The organism is Burkholderia cepacia (assembly GCF_001718835.1).
Lineage (GTDB): Bacteria > Pseudomonadota > Gammaproteobacteria > Burkholderiales > Burkholderiaceae > Burkholderia > Burkholderia cepacia_F.
This window is the reverse complement of sequence record NZ_CP013443.1, coordinates 1,332,546-1,348,692: the sequence shown is the minus strand read 5'-3', so window position 1 is coordinate 1,348,692 and position 16,147 is coordinate 1,332,546. Positions and strand designations below refer to the sequence as shown.

At 69.2% G+C, this 16,147-nt stretch carries 16 protein-coding genes and 1 pseudogene; 9 read left to right on the top strand and 8 right to left on the bottom strand.

Features of this window, described 5'->3' with window-relative positions; genetic code table 11:
• Positions 1-309 precede the first annotated feature (309 nt).
• Together WT26_RS09610 and WT26_RS09605 are read left to right on the top strand one after the other, a co-directional pair.
• A complete protein-coding gene (locus WT26_RS09610) occupies positions 310-1,158 on the top strand; it encodes a LysR substrate-binding domain-containing protein (protein WP_069272728.1) in 849 nt (282 codons plus the stop codon).
• A gap of 174 nt (positions 1,159-1,332) precedes the next feature.
• Positions 1,333-1,602, top strand: a complete 270-nt coding sequence (locus WT26_RS09605; protein ID WP_069272727.1) for a DUF4148 domain-containing protein — start codon at positions 1,333-1,335, stop codon at positions 1,600-1,602.
• 21 nt (positions 1,603-1,623) lie between these two features.
• Here WT26_RS09605 and WT26_RS09600 read toward each other — a convergent pair whose 3' ends face one another.
• A complete protein-coding gene (locus WT26_RS09600) occupies positions 1,624-2,547 on the bottom strand; it encodes a 3-hydroxyacyl-CoA dehydrogenase NAD-binding domain-containing protein (RefSeq protein WP_069272726.1) in 924 nt (307 codons plus the stop codon).
• Positions 2,548-2,734: 187 nt separating this feature from the next.
• Between WT26_RS09600 and WT26_RS09595 the strand changes: the two genes are divergently transcribed.
• Together WT26_RS09595 and WT26_RS09590 are read left to right on the top strand one after the other, a co-directional pair.
• Positions 2,735-3,175, top strand: a complete 441-nt coding sequence (locus WT26_RS09595) for an Hsp20/alpha crystallin family protein (protein ID WP_069272725.1) — start codon at positions 2,735-2,737, stop codon at positions 3,173-3,175.
• 16 nt (positions 3,176-3,191) lie between these two features.
• Complete coding sequence (locus WT26_RS09590; protein WP_069272724.1) at positions 3,192-3,605, top strand: Hsp20/alpha crystallin family protein; 414 nt, start codon at positions 3,192-3,194, stop codon at positions 3,603-3,605.
• Positions 3,606-3,689: 84 nt separating this feature from the next.
• Here the strand turns inward: WT26_RS09590 and WT26_RS09585 are convergent, their stop codons facing one another.
• Both WT26_RS09585 and WT26_RS09580 read right to left on the bottom strand, forming a co-directional pair.
• Positions 3,690-3,971, bottom strand: a complete 282-nt coding sequence (locus WT26_RS09585) for a zf-TFIIB domain-containing protein (RefSeq protein ID WP_069270037.1) — start codon at positions 3,969-3,971, stop codon at positions 3,690-3,692.
• Positions 3,972-4,019: 48 nt separating this feature from the next.
• The gene (locus tag WT26_RS09580) at positions 4,020-4,778 is read right to left on the bottom strand and encodes a TerC family protein (protein WP_069272723.1); all 759 of its coding nucleotides are present in this window, start codon (positions 4,776-4,778) and stop codon (positions 4,020-4,022) included.
• Between the two features lie 108 nt (positions 4,779-4,886).
• Between WT26_RS09580 and WT26_RS09575 the strand changes: the two genes are divergently transcribed.
• Both WT26_RS09575 and WT26_RS09570 read left to right on the top strand, forming a co-directional pair.
• Positions 4,887-5,777 (top strand): LysR family transcriptional regulator, encoded by an 891-nt coding sequence (locus WT26_RS09575; protein WP_069272722.1) that lies wholly within the window; start codon positions 4,887-4,889, stop codon positions 5,775-5,777.
• A 174-nt stretch (positions 5,778-5,951) separates the two neighbouring features.
• Complete coding sequence (locus WT26_RS09570) at positions 5,952-7,097, top strand: DUF2242 domain-containing protein (protein ID WP_069273723.1); 1,146 nt, start codon at positions 5,952-5,954, stop codon at positions 7,095-7,097.
• 60 nt (positions 7,098-7,157) lie between these two features.
• On the opposite strand, the gene WT26_RS09565 is transcribed toward WT26_RS09570, so the two are convergent.
• Positions 7,158-8,096: a pyridoxal-phosphate dependent enzyme gene (locus tag WT26_RS09565; protein ID WP_069270035.1), complete on the bottom strand. Its 939-nt coding sequence runs from the start codon at positions 8,094-8,096 to the stop codon at positions 7,158-7,160.
• 127 nt (positions 8,097-8,223) lie between these two features.
• Here WT26_RS09565 and WT26_RS09560 point away from each other — a divergent pair, with 127 nt between their 5' ends.
• Positions 8,224-9,123, top strand: coding sequence for a LysR family transcriptional regulator (locus WT26_RS09560; RefSeq protein ID WP_059715611.1), 900 nt, complete (start codon positions 8,224-8,226; stop codon positions 9,121-9,123).
• Positions 9,124-9,202: 79 nt separating this feature from the next.
• Here WT26_RS09560 and WT26_RS38000 read toward each other — a convergent pair whose 3' ends face one another.
• Positions 9,203-9,340: a hypothetical protein gene (locus WT26_RS38000; RefSeq protein ID WP_010092727.1), complete on the bottom strand. Its 138-nt coding sequence runs from the start codon at positions 9,338-9,340 to the stop codon at positions 9,203-9,205.
• A 1,013-nt stretch (positions 9,341-10,353) separates the two neighbouring features.
• Between WT26_RS38000 and WT26_RS09555 the strand changes: the two genes are divergently transcribed.
• On the top strand, positions 10,354-11,559 hold the full coding sequence (locus tag WT26_RS09555) for an MFS transporter (RefSeq protein ID WP_155774641.1): 1,206 nt from the start codon (positions 10,354-10,356) through the stop codon (positions 11,557-11,559).
• Between the two features lie 60 nt (positions 11,560-11,619).
• Here the strand turns inward: WT26_RS09555 and WT26_RS09550 are convergent, their stop codons facing one another.
• The 3 genes and pseudogenes from WT26_RS09550 to speB form a co-directional block, all read right to left on the bottom strand.
• Positions 11,620-13,050, bottom strand: a complete 1,431-nt coding sequence (locus WT26_RS09550) for a purine-cytosine permease family protein (protein WP_069272720.1) — start codon at positions 13,048-13,050, stop codon at positions 11,620-11,622.
• 277 nt (positions 13,051-13,327) lie between these two features.
• Complete coding sequence (locus tag WT26_RS09545) at positions 13,328-13,990, bottom strand: SOS response-associated peptidase family protein (protein ID WP_069272719.1); 663 nt, start codon at positions 13,988-13,990, stop codon at positions 13,328-13,330.
• Positions 13,991-14,135: 145 nt separating this feature from the next.
• Positions 14,136-15,094: pseudogene (gene speB / locus WT26_RS09540) on the bottom strand (agmatinase).
• A 129-nt stretch (positions 15,095-15,223) separates the two neighbouring features.
• Here speB and WT26_RS09535 point away from each other — a divergent pair.
• Positions 15,224-16,141, top strand: a complete 918-nt coding sequence (locus WT26_RS09535) for a LysR family transcriptional regulator (protein WP_069272718.1) — start codon at positions 15,224-15,226, stop codon at positions 16,139-16,141.
• Positions 16,142-16,147 lie beyond the last annotated feature (6 nt).

Genomic DNA, 16,147 nt, shown 5'->3' with positions numbered 1-16,147 from the left:
CGTGACGGGCGCCGGACGCATGCAGGAACCGGCCCCGCACGCCGATCCCGTGCGCGGACTCGTCTCCTGCGGCGGTGCGCCGCGGCCCGGCGGCCCGTCGTGCGGGCGCGTTCTCGGGCGGTCGATGGGATGATGCGGTTTCGGGCCGGACGCCGGATGCCGTAGACTGACCGATGCAGCCGCCGGCACGACGCGGGCTGCGCGTCCGGTGCATCCCGTTGCGGGCACGCACCGGCGCGTGATCCGATACTAGCGCCGCAATATCCGGCCATTTATGAAGTTGTCGAAACCGATTCAGTGGATTTAGCAATGCGCCCGTTACCGCCCGAACTGCTGCGCAGCTTCGTCGCCGTCGCCCAGTCCGGCAGCTTCACCGCCGCGTCCGAGCGCGTGAGCCTGTCGCAGTCGACCGTCAGCCAGCATATCCGCCGCCTCGAGGAGCTGCTCGACCGGCCGCTGTTCGAGCGCGACACGCGCAACGTGCACCTGTCGCAGCACGGCGACGCGCTGTTCCGCTACGCGGTGCGCATCCTCGAACTGATGGACGAAGCCGTCACGTCGGTGTGCGGGCCGCCGCTGTCGGGCAAGGTGCGGCTCGCGATGTCGGAGGATTTCGCGTCGGCGCACCTGACGGCCGCGCTCGCGAGCTTCGTGCAGCGCAATCCGGAAGTCGAGCTCGCGATCTCGACCGGGCTGTCGGGCGACCTGTTCGACGCGCTCGACGAAGGGCGGCACGATCTCGTGTTCGCGAAGCGCATCGCGGGCAGCCGGCGCGGCCGCGTGATCCGCAGCGAGCCGCTGTACTGGTGCACGGGCCCCGATTCGCGGATCACCGGCCACGAGACCGTGCTGCCGCTCGCGATGCATCCGGAGCCGAGCGTGTCGCGCCGCCGCGTGCTCGAATCGCTCGAAGCCGTCGGGCGGCCGTACCGGATCGCGGTAGTCAGCAGCAGCGTCGCGGTGCTGCGCGCCGCTGCGAGCGCGGGGCTCGGCGTCAGCGCGTTCGCGGGCTACGTGATCCCGGCCGGGCTCGCGCGGCTCGACGCGGGGCTGCCCGAACTCGGCGAACTCGAATACGTGATCGACCGCCCGGCGGCCGCGTCGCGATCCACGCTCGCGCTCGAGGCAACGCTGGTCGCCGCCGCGGCCGGGCTGTAACGCAGGGGCGCAACGCGCCGGCCGGGCGGCCCGCTCCACGTCCGCCGCCCGCTGACAATCCTGCCCGGAACACGTCATCGTCCGCGCAGCACCCGCTCACGACAATGGAACCCATCGGAACGCACGGCCCCGCGCCGCCCGTCCGTTGTCCCGTCCCCTCTTTCGGAGCGCCCCATGAACCTCATGCGATTCGCCGTCGCGACCGCCGCCGCCGCCCTGCTTTCCCCCGCCTTCGCCCAGACCGATGCCGCCGCGCCCGCACCGGGCCTGACACGCGCGGAAGTCATCGCCCAGCTCAAGCAGGCCTATCTCGACGGCGAACTGCCGACGAACGACGGCAACTACCCGCCGAGCGCCGCGACGCGCGCGCGCAACCGCGAACGGCTCGACGCGGTGCGGCCCGCGTGGGCGATGCAGGCGCAGCAGCCGGCGTCGCAGCAGTAGCGCCGCGCGCGCGGCAACCGCTCAGGGCAGGAAGCTGCGGCGGCGCGCGTCGATCAGCTCGACGAGCAGGCGGTCGCGTTCGGCCGCCAGTTCCTGCATCGAGCGCTCGCCCTGGATCGCGCGCAATTCGTCGTTCAGCTTGCGATCGACGTCCGGGTCGAACGACGGCGTGCCGAGGTCGTCCCACCAGCTCGTGATCGGCCCCGACAGGTGTTCGAGAAAGTGCGCGATTCCGCCCGCGCCGCCACCGAGGTGATAGGTCAGGCACTGCCCCATCAGCCCCCAGCGCAGGCCGGGCCCCCATGCGACGGCCTTGTCCGCATCGGCAACGCTCACGACGCCTTCGCCGACGAGGTGATACACCTCGCGGAACAGCGCGGCCGCGAGCCGGTTCGCGACGTGGCCGGTCATCTCCTTGTTGAGGACGATCGTCTGCTTGCCGAGCGCATCGTAGAAAGCCTTCACGCGCGCGATCACGTCCTGGCCGGTGGCCTCGCCGCCGACCAGCTCGACGAGCGGAATCAGGTGCGGCGGATTGAACGGATGCGCGATCAGGCACCGTTCCGGATGCTTTTCGCACGCGGTCTGGATGTCCGACATTTTCAGGCCCGACGAACTCGACGCGATCGGCACGCGCGCGGGCAGCACGTCGTCCATCTGCCGGTACAGCGCACGCTTCAGGTCGAGCCGCTCCGGGCCGTTCTCCTGCACGAAGTCGACGCCGTCGAGCGCGCGCGCCAGGTCCGCGTCGAACGTGAGCCGCTGCGTCAGCGCTGCGGCCTCGTCGCCGAGAAACGCGGCCAGTGCGTCGCGCAGCCGCGCGTCGGCTTGCGGCGCCGGATCGGTCGCGACGACGTCGAAGCCCTGCGTCAGGTAGAAAGCGGCCCAGCTGGCGCCGATCACGCCGGCGCCGACGATCGCGATGCGTCCGATGTTCTTGTTCATGTTGCTTCGGCCCCTTTGTCTCGTTGGATGGCGCGGCGATTGTCGCATCGAATCGTGCGCGCGCACCTGACGCCGGCCACTTGAAATGCGCTGTGGCGGCCACTAATTACGTGCCGTGAGCGCAATCGCGCACCCTGCGCGGCGCATTTCGAAGGCATGAAGCCCGTCTGTTACGGAGGACACGAACATGAGCGGTTTCCCATTCGGCAACGACATCTTCAATGAACTGGCCCGCATGCAGCGCCAGATGACGGACCTGTTCGGCGAATCGCCGTCCAGCATCCGCGCGGCGCGGCAAGGCGCGTTCCCCGCGCTCAACGTCGGTGCGACCGACAGCGCGATCGAGATCGTCGCGTTCGCGCCAGGCATGGCCGCGGCCGACTTCGACGTATCGATCGACAAGGACCTGCTGACGATCAGCGGCGAGCGCAAGCCGGCGCCAGGCGGCGCAGGCGACGACCTGCGCACCTATGCGCAGGAGCGCTTTCACGGTGCGTTCCGCCGCGTCGTCGAGCTGCCGCGTGATGCGGATCCCGACCAGGTCAGCGCCCGCTATGAAAACGGCTGCCTGCTGATTCGCGTCGGCCGGCGCGAGGCATCGAAGCCGCGCGCGATCGCGGTCCACTGATCACGAGGAGAGCGAAATGAACATCAGCCAGCCCGTCACCGAACGTCAATCGGCCAACGCCCAACCCGGAGCCGCGGCCACGGCCGCGCGTGCGCCCGCGATCACGCCGGCCGTCGACATCGTCGAGAATCATCTCGGCGTCACGCTGCGGGCCGACCTGCCCGGCGTGCCGCGCGAGAACCTCGACGTGAAGGTGCACGACAACACGCTGACGATCGACGCGCAGGTGCACATCGATCTGCCCACCGAGCTGCGGGTCCGGCACGCCGAACTGCGTGCGCCGCGCTTTGCGCGCGCGTTCACGCTGAGCCCCGACCTCGACACGTCGAGGATCGACGCGAACCTGCGCGACGGCGTGCTGACGCTGACGATTCCGCGCCGCGAGGAAACGCGTCCGCGCCGCATCGACGTGACGGCCGGCAACGCGTGACGCCGCACGCGGCCCGCATGTGACATGCCCCGTCAGGCACACGGCCTGACGGGGCATTTTTTTCATCGCGGGGCCGGCGCGCGCTCAATCGAAATCGAAGATGTCGAACACCGATTTCTTGCGACGGTGCGGCTCGTGGCGGCGGTCGTCGTCGCGCGCTCGCCGGTCGCGGCGCCACGCATCGTCGTGGTCGCGCTGCGCGCGTGCGTCGCGGTGCACGGGCGCGTCGCCGTCGCCGCGCGCGATCAGCTTGTCGAGCTCGCCGCGATCGAGCCACACGCCACGGCATGCGGGGCAATAGTCGATCTCGATCGACTGGCGTTCGGCAATCAGCAGGTCGGGTGTCTTGCAGACCGGGCATTTCACGATGCGTCTCCTGTCGGACGGGTGAGGAATCGGGATGGCGCCGCGCGCTCAGCGCCCGGACGCCTGCGCCGCGCGCTTCGCCTTCGCGCGCCGCGCCAGCATGTTCATGCCCTCGACGAAAGCCGAGAACGCCATCGCCGCGTAGATGTAACCCTTCGGCACATGCGAGCCGAAACCTTCGGCGATCAGCGTCATGCCGATCACCACCAGGAACGACAGCGCGAGCATCACGATGGTCGGGTTGCGGTCGATGAAGCGTGCGAGCGGCTGCGCAGCGAACAGCATCACGGCGACGGCGACGATCACCGCGACGAACATGATCGGCACGTGTTCGGTCATGCCGATCGCGGTCACGATGCTGTCGATCGAGAACACGATGTCGAGCATCACGATCTGGCCGATCGCGGCCCACATCGTCAGGCCGGGCGCGCCGTTCGACGCGCCGGCGGCGCCGTCACCGTCGTGCGACACGTGGTGATGGATCTCGGTGGTCGCCTTCCAGACGAGGAACAGGCCGCCCGACAGCAGGATCATGTCGCGCCACGAGAACGCATGGTCGAACAGCGTGAACACCGGTTCGGTGAGGCTCGCGATCCACGCGACGCTGCCGAGCAGCGCGAGGCGCATCACCAGCGCGAGCGCGATGCCGAGGCGCTGCGTGCGGGCGCGCTGCGCCTCGGGCAGCTTGTTGCTGAGGATCGAGATGAAGATCAGGTTGTCGATGCCGAGCACGACTTCCATCACGACGAGCGTCAGAAGCGCCGCCCAGACGGCAGGGTCGGCGGCAAGCGTCAGCAGGTAGTCCATGAGGTTCAGGAAAACGAAGGTGGAAAACCCGATTATCGGCATCCGCATGCTTCGGAAAAATCAGAGAGAATCTGATTTTTGGTTCGGTTTTTCCGAAATTACGATCCGATGCTCAATTTCCGACATCTGTACTACTTCTGGGTCGTCGTGAAGGAAGGCGGCTTTGCGCGCGCGGCCGGTCGGCTCGACATGGCCGTGCAGACCATCAGTGCGCAGGTGCGCGAACTCGAGAAAGCGCTCGGGCACCAGTTGCTGCGCCCGGCCGGGCGCGGCGTCGCGATGACCGACGCCGGCCAGGCCGCGTTTGCGCGCGCGGAGGCGATCTTCGAGATGGGACGGCTGATCCCCGACGAAGTGCGTGCGGCAGCCAGCCGGCCGACCGTGCGGCTCGCGGTCGGCCTCGCGGACGGCATCTCCAAGCTTGCCGCGCACGCGATCCTGGCACCCGTGCTGGATACGCCCACGCTGCGGCTGCTGTGCCACGAGGGCGAGCACGACGCGCTGCTCGCGGAGCTCGCGCTGCATCATCTCGATCTCGTGCTGGCCGGCCAGGGCGCGCCGTCCGGTTCGAACCTGCGTGTGACGAGCGAGCGGCTCGTCGCGTCGCCGGTCGACTGGTACGGCTCCGCGGCACTCGTCACGCCGGCCGCACGGGAGCACTTTCCGCAGTGCCTCGCCGAGCTGCCCGTGCTGCTGCCGACCGCGCATTCGGCGCTGCGCGCGCGCCTCGACCTGTGGCTGGAAGGTGAGCGGATCGTGCCCCGCGTGGCCGGGGAATTCGAGGACAGCGCGCTGATGGCCGTGTTCGCGGCGCGCGGCCTCGGCGTGTTTCCGCTGAGCGAACTCGGCGCGAACGATGCGTCGCTGCTGCGCGGGTTGCGGCGGCTCGGGCGCGCGGGCGACGTGACCGAGGAGATCCACGCGATCCGCTCGCGGCGCGGCGAACACCATCCGCTGACGTCGCAATTGCTGGCCGTTGCGCGCGATGCGCGGCCCTGACGCAAGCGCGACATCAAACGAAACTATAATGGCGCCCCGGCCTTACGAGATTGCCGCGCGCCTGCCTGACAGCTTCTGCCGGCTGCGCACCAGCGCGCCCGGCAACCATCCGACCTTCGCGCCATGCGCGCGCAGTCCCGGCGCGGCAACCGGCCGAGCCTTCTGAAAGACGCCATGCACAACCGATTTCGCCTGTTTACCGTTTCGTGCGCGCTCGCGGCCGCGACCGTGCTGGCGGCGTGCTCGTCGCCGCCCAAGCCGATCTACCAGCAGGAACAGTTCGACGCGACGAGCAGCCCGTATGCGCATACGTTCCATTCGAAATCCGACGCGGCCTGCGAGGCCGCGCGGCGCGCGCTGCTGAGCCAGGGTTATGTGGTGTCGTCGTCGCGCAACGATGCGGTCGACGGCAGCAAGAATTTCCAGCCGAACAACGACATGCACGTCGTGATCGAGTTTCACGTCGTGTGCGCGGACGCGAACGCGGACGGCTCGTCGAGCATCGCGTACGTCAACGCGGTGCAGGATCGTTACACGCTGAAGAAGTCGAATACGTCGGCCAGCGTCGGGCTCAGCGTGTTCGGCTCGCTGTCGCTGCCGATCGGGTCGAGCGACGACGCGCTCGTCAAGACCGCCAGCGAGACGATTCCCGCCGGCGTGTTCTATGAGCGCTTCTTCAATCTCGTCGAGCATTTCCTGAAGATCGACCCGGCCCGCCGCGACCGCGCGACCGTCAAGGCCGCCGAGAAGGAACCCGTCACGCCGCTGCCCGAACCCGCGCCGACGCCGCAGGGCGAGCCGATGAAGATGACGACCCCGGCCGTGCCGACGCCGCCCGCGGCGCCGGTGCCGGCGTCCGCTGCCGCGCCGGCGTCCGGCGCGCCGGGTGCCGCGGCGGCGGTTCCGGCGATGCGGGCGGCCGCTCCGGGGCAGGCATCCGGTGCGGCGGCCGCGGCGGCTTCGGCAGTCGCGCCGGCCTCTGCCGGCTCGCCCGCGTCGGCCCCGGTTTCCGCACCGGCGGCGACGGCCGTGCCCGCGTCGGCCTCCTCTTCCGCATCGGCGGCCACGTCTGCGTCCAAGCCGGCTTCCGCACCAGCGTCCGCGCCGGCTCCCGCATCCGCGGCCGCACCGGCGTCCACGCCAGCTCCGGCTCCGGCATCGGCTGCCGCTCCTGCGTCCGCTCCCACCTCGGCGCCCGCTCGGGCCCCCGTCCCCGCGCCGGTCTCGACCACGCCGGCCGACAAGGCGCCCGCCCCCTCGCCCGTCATGACCATCGAGGCCGCTGCGCCGGTGTCGTCGAGCGCGCGCCGCGCAAGCTGAGTCACGTCCGGTCGACGCCCGCGCCGCCGCACGTGCGGCGCGGCGTCACGCAAACGCCCTTCACCGCCCCCTTTCCGTTTCGCGCCCCCGGCTGTTCAACACGTGCAGGTGCTCGACCGTCGCCGTCACCCCGCCGCAGACGATCACCGCGATGCGCGACGCGGCGACCAGCGCGGGCGTTGCCGTGTCGAGCGCGGCCAGCGCGGCGCCGCAAGCCGGCTCCACCACGATCCGGTGCTCGTCGAGGAACCGTAGCGACGCGGCCACCGCTGCCGCATCGGACACGACGACGGTGTCGATCGCATGCCGCGCCGCCCACGCGAGCGCGGCGTCGCAGGGCCGCTTCGCGCCGAGCGACGTCGCGACGCTGGTGATTTCCGGCAATTCGACGGGCCGCCCCAGCGCAACCGAGCGCGCATAGCAGTCCGCGCCTTCGGTCTGAACCGCGACGACCGGCACGTCGCCCCAGCCGTTGCGCGCGAGCCCCTCCAGCACGCCGCACAGCAGCCCGCCGCCGCCGACCGCCAGCACGACCGCGTCGGGCTTCGGCCCGGCCGCGGCCATCTCGTCGATCATCGTCGCGTGGCCCTGCCACAGCACCGGATCGTCGAACGGGTGCACGAACGCGTCGTGCGGGCCGAGCACGGACTGCGCGAACGCATTCGCCTCCGCCCAGGACGCACCGCGCACGACCAGCTCCGCGCCTTCGACGCGGATCAGCTCGCGTGCGCGCGCGGACGTGCTTTCCGGCACCACCACGAGCACGGACACGCCGAGTTCGCGGCCCGCATACGCGACCGCGATGCCTGCGTTACCGCCCGACGACGACACGAACCGCCGGGCGCCGGCGGCACGCCGCGCGTCGCAGACCGCGCCGACGCCGCGCAGCTTGAACGAGCCGCACGGCTGCATCGCCTCGATCTTGAGCAGCACGTCCTTGCCGAGCCGGCGGGATGCGGCATGCGATCGAAGATAGGGGGTCTGGACATGAAGCGGCATGGGAATGAGGCGCGCACGAGTGAAATGACGCCGTCCATGCTACGTCGCGCGCATCATGCTTTCCAATACCATCGAATGCCGACTGCTATGCTTGGCAGGCATATCTTCATCGACGGACAGGAGCCGCATGCGACAAGTCGAATTACGCCATCTCCGCTACTTCGTCGCGGTCGCGGAAGCCGGCAGCGTGATGGCGGGCGCCCGCGCGGTCGGGATCGTGCAGCCCGCGCTGTCCCGGCAGATCCGCGAGCTCGAGGACGCGATCGGCACCCCGCTGCTGGTCCGCCGCGCGACCGGCGTCTCGCTCACGGCGGCCGGCGCAAGTTTTCTGCGGGATGCGACGCGCCTGCTCGCCGACCTGCGCGACAGCCGCGAGCGCGCGCTGCGCAGCGCGGCCGGCGAACTCGGCGAGCTGCGGCTCGGCGTGCTGCCGAACTATTTCCCGCTGCCGGTGGTGTCGAACGTGCTCAAGGCGTTCCGGGATGCATGCCCGCACGTGAAGCTGTCGATCGCGCCGATGCTGTCGGCCGAACAGGCGGCCGCGATCGCGCGCGGCGAGCTCGACGGCGGGATCATGGCGTGGCGCCGGGACGAAGCGCCGCAACTGGCGGGCGTGCGGCTGCTGAGCGACCGGTTCGTGCTCGCGATGCCGTCCACGCCGGGGCGCCGCGTGCGCGCGCCTGCCCGGCTGGCCGAGCTCGCCGACGCGCCGTTTGTGTGGTTCGATCCGCAACGGTCCGCCGCGCATCACCGGTTCCTGATCGAACGGTGCCGGCGGGCGGGCTTCACACCGCGGATCGCGCAGGTCGGCAGCGACGTCCCGACGCTGATCGGGCTCGTCGCGGCCGGGATGGGCTGCGCGTTCGTGCCGGAGAGCGCGGCTCCGTCGTGCCCGGGCACCGTGCGGCTGGTCGCGCTCGACACGCTCGCCGAGCGCTTCGACGTCGAATTCGTGTACGACGGCCATGCGGTCTCGCCGGTCGTGCGGCAGTTCCTCGCGGCGCTGCATGCGACGGCCGGCGCGTGAACGCAACGGTGCCGCGGCGCGCGGACCACCCGTGCGCCGCGGCACCGTCCGGCCCACGGCCGATCCGTCCGGCCCTTCGTCAGCTGAAGAACATCGCCACCAGATGACGCAGGTAGTCCGGGATCTGCGCAACGACCTGCCGGACGTCGACGTCCGACAGGTAAAGCAGCACCGACAACGGGCCAAGCCACAGCACTGCGACCACGAAATCCCTCATTGTTTTTCTCCCACCGGCCGGACGACGCGCTGCACGACAGCACGTCGCCGCCGCACCCGCCCCGAGCGCAGGAATTGCGCGTTGATCGATCACCCGCCGTCGCACGGCATCGCCTCTCGCGGGCGGATGGCCGTTCCGACGGCACCCCGTTCATGTTCGCGCCCGTCGTTCGCCTGCCTCCGTGTTCGCGTCGCCGGAAGCCGGTCGTCGCCGGGATGCCGATCCGTTGCGGTCCTCCGTTCGGTACCTGTCGTTACGCTCGATGAGGGAGCACATTCCATGCCACCGGATCGGCAACCGCATGCCGCATGCGCCGTGGACGCGCACAGCGCCGCCGTGCGCAGGCGGCCCATACGATCGGTTACGGGGATGAAACAGGCGCACGCTCGAAAGAGGCGAAAAAGACGCCACGCTGCCGTCCGCGTCGCGCGTTCGTCCCGCCCGGCCTGGCACCGCGCCAAGCCGACGAAGCCGACATTTTTCCTACGGTTCGGCGCAGTGCTGCCAACCGCCCGCTGCGCCGCCGGAATGTTTCAAAAACGAAACGCGCAGGCGCGGCGGGCGCGTCGCATGCCGAGTTGGCACCATCCGGCCTGGTCGTCCGGAACCTACTCGACGCGGATCGATCCGGTCAGGCGACGGCCGCCGCGATATCGTCCGATTTGCAGTTTCACGACGCCGGCAACCGGGTTGTCGGGAATTTGAAATATTCCTCGAAAATCGGCCATCGCGCGCTATTTCCAATTGTTATATCTCGAAATATACTTCGCGCGCATCCAACCCTCGTGCCAAAGAGAGGATGCCTTGACGCCTCGGTCACGGTCCGCCCGTTTCCGAGGCTTTTTTATGGGCGCGGGCCCGGCCTTCATTGTTGATTCAGAATCAAAACAATTTCGATCGAACGCGGCTTTTTCCGCAAAAGTAAAACGGGCACACTCCGTCCTGCCATCAACGGCCGGCCGGCCCCGGCGATGCCCGCCCCCGCTGCCGCCCGCCCCCCCGGAGCCCCTTACGTGAATCCCCCAACCTCCTCTACGTCACGCACGTCCGGCAGCGCCGCGCTGCCGCTGCTGGCACTCGCCGCCGGTGCGTTCGGCATCGGCACGACCGAGTTCTCGCCGATGGGCCTGCTGCCCGTGATCGCCGACGGCGTGCACGTATCGATTCCGCAAGCCGGCATGCTGATCAGCGCCTACGCGATCGGCGTGATGGTCGGCGCGCCGCTGATGACGCTGCTGCTCGCGCGCTGGTCGCGCCGCTCGGCGCTGATCGCGCTGATGTCGATCTTCACGATCGGCAACCTGCTGTCGGCGTTCGCGCCCGGCTATACGACGCTGCTGCTCGCCCGCCTCGTGACGAGCCTCAACCACGGCGCCTTCTTCGGGCTCGGCTCGGTGGTCGCAGCCAGCCTCGTGCCGCGCGAAAAGCAGGCCAGCGCGGTCGCGACGATGTTCATGGGTCTCACGATCGCGAACGTCGGCGGCGTGCCGGCCGCGACCTGGCTCGGCCAGATCATCGGCTGGCGCATGTCGTTCGCGGCGACCGCGGGCCTCGGCCTGATCGCGATCGCCGGGCTGTTCGCCGCGCTGCCGAAGGGCGAAGCCGGCAAGATGCCCGACCTGCGTGCCGAACTCTCGGTGCTGACGCGCCCCGTCGTGCTCGGCGCGCTCGGGACGACCGTGCTCGGCGCCGGCGCGATGTTCACGCTCTACACGTATGTCGCACCGACGCTCGAGCACCTGACCGGTGCCACGCCCGGCTTCGTGACCGCGATGCTGGTGCTGATCGGCGTCGGCTTCTCGGTCGGCAACATCGCGGGCGGGCGTCTGGCGGACCGTTCGCTCGACGGCACGCTGATCGGTTTCCTGCTGCTGCTGATCGCCACGATGGTCGCGTTCCCGGTACTCGCCAGCACGCATGCCGGCGCCGCCGTCACGCTGCTCGTGTGGGGGATCGCGACGTTCGCGGTCGTGCCGCCGCTGCAGATGCGCGTGATGCGGGCGGCCCACGAGGCGCCGGGCCTTGCGTCGGCCGTCAACATCGGCGCGTTCAACCTCGGCAACGCACTCGGCGCGGCCGCCGGCGGCGCGGCGATCTCGGCGGGCTTCGGGTATGCGGCCGTGCCGGTGGCCGGCTCGCTGATCGCGCTCGCCGGGCTTGCGCTCGTCGCGCTGCAGGTCGTGCAACGTCGGCGCGCGTCGCTCGCGACGAACGCGTAACACGCAACACGCATCGCAGCGCCCGGCTCCGTCCCGGCCGGACGCCCTTCCCCTTCCCAATCAGTGCTGGATCTCGCCGCGTTCGAGCGGCAGGATCAGGCGCTCGGGAATGCTGCGGCGCGACGCGCGCGCGCCGATGTAATACAGCACGGCCGGCACGATCAGGCCGAGGATCCACGAGATGTCGGTGCCGCCGAGCGCATCGACCAGCGGGCCCGTGTAGATGTGCGTCGACATGAACGGCAACTGCACGAGGATGCCGACCACGTAGATCGTGATCGCCATCACGTTCCAGCGGCCGTAGCGGCCGTCCGGATCGGACAGCGCCGGCACGTCGTAGCGCGAGCGCGTGAAGCAGTAGTAGTCGACCAGGTTGATCGCGCTCCACGGCGTGAAGAACGCGAGCAGGAACAGGATGAACGCGGTGAATTCCTTCAGGAACGCATGGCGGCCCGCGAGCGCGATGAGCGTGGATACGCAGATCATCCCGAAGATGTAGACGAGGCGGCTCTTAGACGACACGGCGCCCTTGCCGCGAAAGCCGCTGATGATCGTCGCCATCGACATGAAGCTGCCGTAGGCGTTGAGCGCCGTCACCGTCACCTTGCCGAACGCGATGCTGAAGTACAGCAGTGCGGCCACGGCGCCGGTCGAGCCGAGGCCGACGATATACGCCACCTCGTGGTGCGCGAACTGGCTGCCGGCCAGTGCGGCCGCGAACACGCCGAACACCATCGCCGCCTGCGCGCCGATCACCGAGCCCAGGCCGACCGCGAGAAACGTCGCGACCGACGACGTCGAGCGCGGCAGGTAGCGCGAATAGTCGGCGACGTACGGACCGAACGCGATCTGCCACGACGCGGACAGCGACATCGACAGCAGGAAGCTCGCGAGCGAGAAATGCCGGTTCGCGAGCAGCGTGCCGATGTCGTGGTTCGCGAACAGCTGCGTGAACATGTAGACGAACGCGGCGATGCCGATCACGCTCGCGACCCGGCCGACGGCGTGGATCGCGCGATAGCCGAACACGGTCAGCACGACGATCACGGCCGCGAACAGCAGGATGCCGGCCGCGTCGTCGACGTGCAGCAGCTGCGCGACGGCCTGCCCGGCCAGCACCGAGCCGCTGGCGGAAAAGCCGATGTACATCAGGCACACGAGCACGATCGGGATCATCGCGCCATAGACGCCGAACTGCACACGGCTCGAGATCATCTGCGGCAACCCGAGCTGCGGCCCCTGCGCGCCATGCAGCGCCATCACCGCGCCGCCGATGAACTGGCCGAGCAGCAGCGCGACCAGCGACCAGAACACGTCGCCGCCGAGCACGACGGCGAGCGCGCCCGTGACGATGGCCGTGATCTGCAGGTTGGCCGACAGCCACAGGGTGAACTGGCTCAGCAGGCCGCCGTGGCGCTCGGCGTCGGGAATGAAGTCGATCGAACGGACTTCGATCAGGCCGCCGGCTTTCCCGCTGGAATGGGTTGACACGGAGTTATCTCCAAATTGCTCAGGATCGCAAACACATCCATCTAAACAACGCACCTGCCGAGCCGCCCTTAACGACTCGTCGCGGTGGAACTTGGTCGAACGCCGTGGATCGCCGGCATGCGCCACGCACGCACGGTCAGCACGCTGGCGCGTCGACACGCACGCGTGCCGATATTGCCAGCGGATGATCTTGTATATACAACTCGTGGGGAATCAGGAATTACCCGAGATCGGCCAAATATCGAAATCGTCCGAACGGACCTCGAGAACGCCGCCGCTATTTCGGATTCGGCTCCGCCGCCATCTCGCCGGCCGGCAGCAGTTGCAGCATCAGGCGCGCGGCGTCGGCGTTCGTCGTGTGCAGCCATTCGTCGTAATCGTCGCGGCGCAGGATCACGACGCCCCGCTTCTCTTCGCCGGGCCGATGCATCCGTGCGAACAGCGGGTGCGCGTCGGCGTTGACCGTGAGCATCGCCATGCCGATCACCGGCTGGCCGTCGTCGCGCGCATAGCGCCGCCAGATGCCGGCGACGCAGCACGGTTGCCAGCCGCCGACGCCGATCCGGTGCCACACGTTGCGGCCGGTTTCGTAACACGGCTCGACGATCCAGCGCGCCGGAATCAGGCAGCGCTGGCCGTTGCGCCACGCCGTGCCGTAGAGCCGCGACGAGCCGACCGTTTCCGCCCGTGCGTTCACCGTATCGAGCTTCTTCTGCTTGCGGCCGTCGTCGTCGACCCGCTCGGGCTGCATGAATTTCGGCCAGAAACCGAACACGGCCGCGACGACCTCGAGGCCGTCGCCATCGGCGCGCGCGACCGGCGCCGCGTAGTCGGGATACACGTCGGCTGCCCAGGGGTCACGGCGGAACAGGTCGCCGATTCCGATCTTCAGCTCGCTGATGCCCGGGTCTTCATCGGGAGCGCGGTAGTGGGTGCACACGGAAGGGGCCTGTCGCGGAAGGGGAATGCATTCATCTTAGGACGCCGCGCGCCGGCCGTCGCGCCCCGTCTTTCGTCATATGCGGCCTGCTTCAGGAAGCGCGGCCCGGGACATCCCGGGCCGCCTGTCCGGATTGCCTCAGCCCTCAACCTTGCGGTCGCGCGTGCCGATGCCGCCACGCATGGAGACACACCATCTCCAGCGCGATCGTCGCGCCGGCCAGCGACGTGATTTCCGCATGATCGTACGGCGGCGACACTTCGACCACATCCATGCCGACCAGGTTGATGCCCTCCAGGTGACGCAGGATCTCGAACGCCTGATGGCTCGACAGCCCGCCGGAGACCGGCGTGCCCGTGCCCGGCGCGAACGCCGGATCGAGGCAGTCGATGTCGAACGTCAGGTAGACGGGATGATCGCCGACCCGTTCGCGAATGCGCGCGGCGACCGCGGCGGGCGTCGCGCATGCACGTGGCGCGCATCCTGGATGTCGAAGCCCATCGGCGCGTCGTTGGTCGTCCGGATGCCGACCTGCGCCGACCGTCCGGGCACCACCAGGCCCTCGTTGGCCGCGTGGAAGAACATCGTCCCGTGATCGATGCGCTTGACGTCGCGATCGGGCCACGTGTCGGTATGCGCATCGAAGTGCACGAGCGACAGCGGCCCGTGCACTCTCGCATGCGCCTTCAGCAGCGGATACGTGATGAAGTGATCGCCGCCGAGCGTCAGCATCGCGCAGCCGCGCGCGAGGATCCCGTCGGCATGCCGCTCGATCGCGCCCGGCACCGATTCGGGCTGGCCGAGATCGAACGCGCAATCGCCGTAGTCGACCGCGGCCAGCACGTCGAACGGATCGAACGACCACGGCCACGGGCGCTCCCACGCGATGCCCGTCGACGCGATCCGCAACCCGCGCGGGCCAAAGCGCGTGCCGGGCCGGTGCGATGCGGCGGAATCGAACGGCACGCCCGTGATTGCGAGGTCGACGCCGTCGAGATCGCGGCTGAATCGCCGGCGCATGAAGCTCGTCGCGCCCGCGAAATTGGCTTCGACCTGGGTGCCGTACAGGCTCGAACGGGTAAAGGCGAGATCGTTGCTGCTCATCGGGCGGGTTCCTTTCATCAGACGGAGGCGGGTCGCGCATGCGACGTCAACCCGGATTCTGCAGCGCCGCCATCCAACGAAAAACATGAACTATCATAAGTTGACTTTAACGAATCGCGATGTATCACCATGCTCACCCAATTGAGAGACATGGACCTGCAGTTGCTCAGGCTGTTCGTGACGATCGCCGAAAGCGGCGGCTTCAGCGCCGCGCAGGGCACGCTCGGCATGGCGCCTTCGACGATCAGCACGCAGATGGCGAAGCTCGAGACGCGTCTCGGGTTCCGGCTGTGCGATCGCGGCAAGCGCGGCTTCCGGCTGACGCCGAAGGGCGAACGCGTGCTGCAGTCGACGCGGCGGCTCCTGCAGGCGCTGGACACCTTCACGCGCGATACGCAGGAGGTGTCCGACACGCTGCTCGGCGAGTTGCGCATCGGGCTGTCCGAGCGACTGGCGCCGGACATCGTCGAATCGATCGCGGCCGGCGTCGGCCGCTTTCGCGAGCGGGCGCCGGACGTGCTGATCGAGATGGTCGCGGTACCGCCCGACGAGCTCGAAGGCAAGCTGGTCAAGGACGAGGTCCAGCTCGCGATCGGCTATTTCTCGGGACGCCACGCCGGGCTGAACTACGCGCCGCTGTTCGCCGAGCAGCAGGCGCTGTTCTGCGGCGCCGCGCATCCGCTCTTCACGAAGCCGACGGTCGGCATCGACGACATCGCACAGGCGAGCACCGTCGCGCGCCTGTACCGGATGAGCACGCCGGCCTCGCGGCTGCGCGGGCGGCCGCCCACCGCGTTCTCGGAGAACGTCGACGCCGACGTCGTGTTCGTGCTGTCCGGCGCGCATCTCGGCTTTCTTCCCGACCATATCGCGGCGCCGTGGGAGGCGGCCGGAAAGATGCGCAGGCTGCTCGCGAACAGGATGAGCTACGCGATCGAGTTCCAGCTCGCGACGTCGAAGAATGCCGACGACAACGAGGTGCTCGACGTGTTCCGGCGCGAGCTGGCCGATCAGTTCCGGACGCCGGCGAGGCGGGCGTCGAGATAGCGCACG

Coding starts and splice junctions, on each gene's coding strand:
- WT26_RS38000 (WP_010092727.1), bottom strand. CDS start 9,340: ATGAGGGATTTCGTGGTCGCAGTGCTGTGGCTTGGCCCGTTGTCGGTG.
- WT26_RS09565 (WP_069270035.1), bottom strand. CDS start 8,096: ATGCCGCTTCATGTCCAGACCCCCTATCTTCGATCGCATGCCGCATCC.
- WT26_RS09575 (WP_069272722.1), top strand. CDS start 4,887: ATGCTCAATTTCCGACATCTGTACTACTTCTGGGTCGTCGTGAAGGAA.
- WT26_RS09535 (WP_069272718.1), top strand. CDS start 15,224: ATGCTCACCCAATTGAGAGACATGGACCTGCAGTTGCTCAGGCTGTTC.
- WT26_RS09580 (WP_069272723.1), bottom strand. CDS start 4,778: ATGGACTACCTGCTGACGCTTGCCGCCGACCCTGCCGTCTGGGCGGCG.
- WT26_RS09600 (WP_069272726.1), bottom strand. CDS start 2,547: ATGAACAAGAACATCGGACGCATCGCGATCGTCGGCGCCGGCGTGATC.
- WT26_RS09560 (WP_059715611.1), top strand. CDS start 8,224: ATGCGACAAGTCGAATTACGCCATCTCCGCTACTTCGTCGCGGTCGCG.
- WT26_RS09595 (WP_069272725.1), top strand. CDS start 2,735: ATGAGCGGTTTCCCATTCGGCAACGACATCTTCAATGAACTGGCCCGC.
- WT26_RS09605 (WP_069272727.1), top strand. CDS start 1,333: ATGAACCTCATGCGATTCGCCGTCGCGACCGCCGCCGCCGCCCTGCTT.
- WT26_RS09610 (WP_069272728.1), top strand. CDS start 310: ATGCGCCCGTTACCGCCCGAACTGCTGCGCAGCTTCGTCGCCGTCGCC.
- WT26_RS09590 (WP_069272724.1), top strand. CDS start 3,192: ATGAACATCAGCCAGCCCGTCACCGAACGTCAATCGGCCAACGCCCAA.
- WT26_RS09570 (WP_069273723.1), top strand. CDS start 5,952: ATGCACAACCGATTTCGCCTGTTTACCGTTTCGTGCGCGCTCGCGGCC.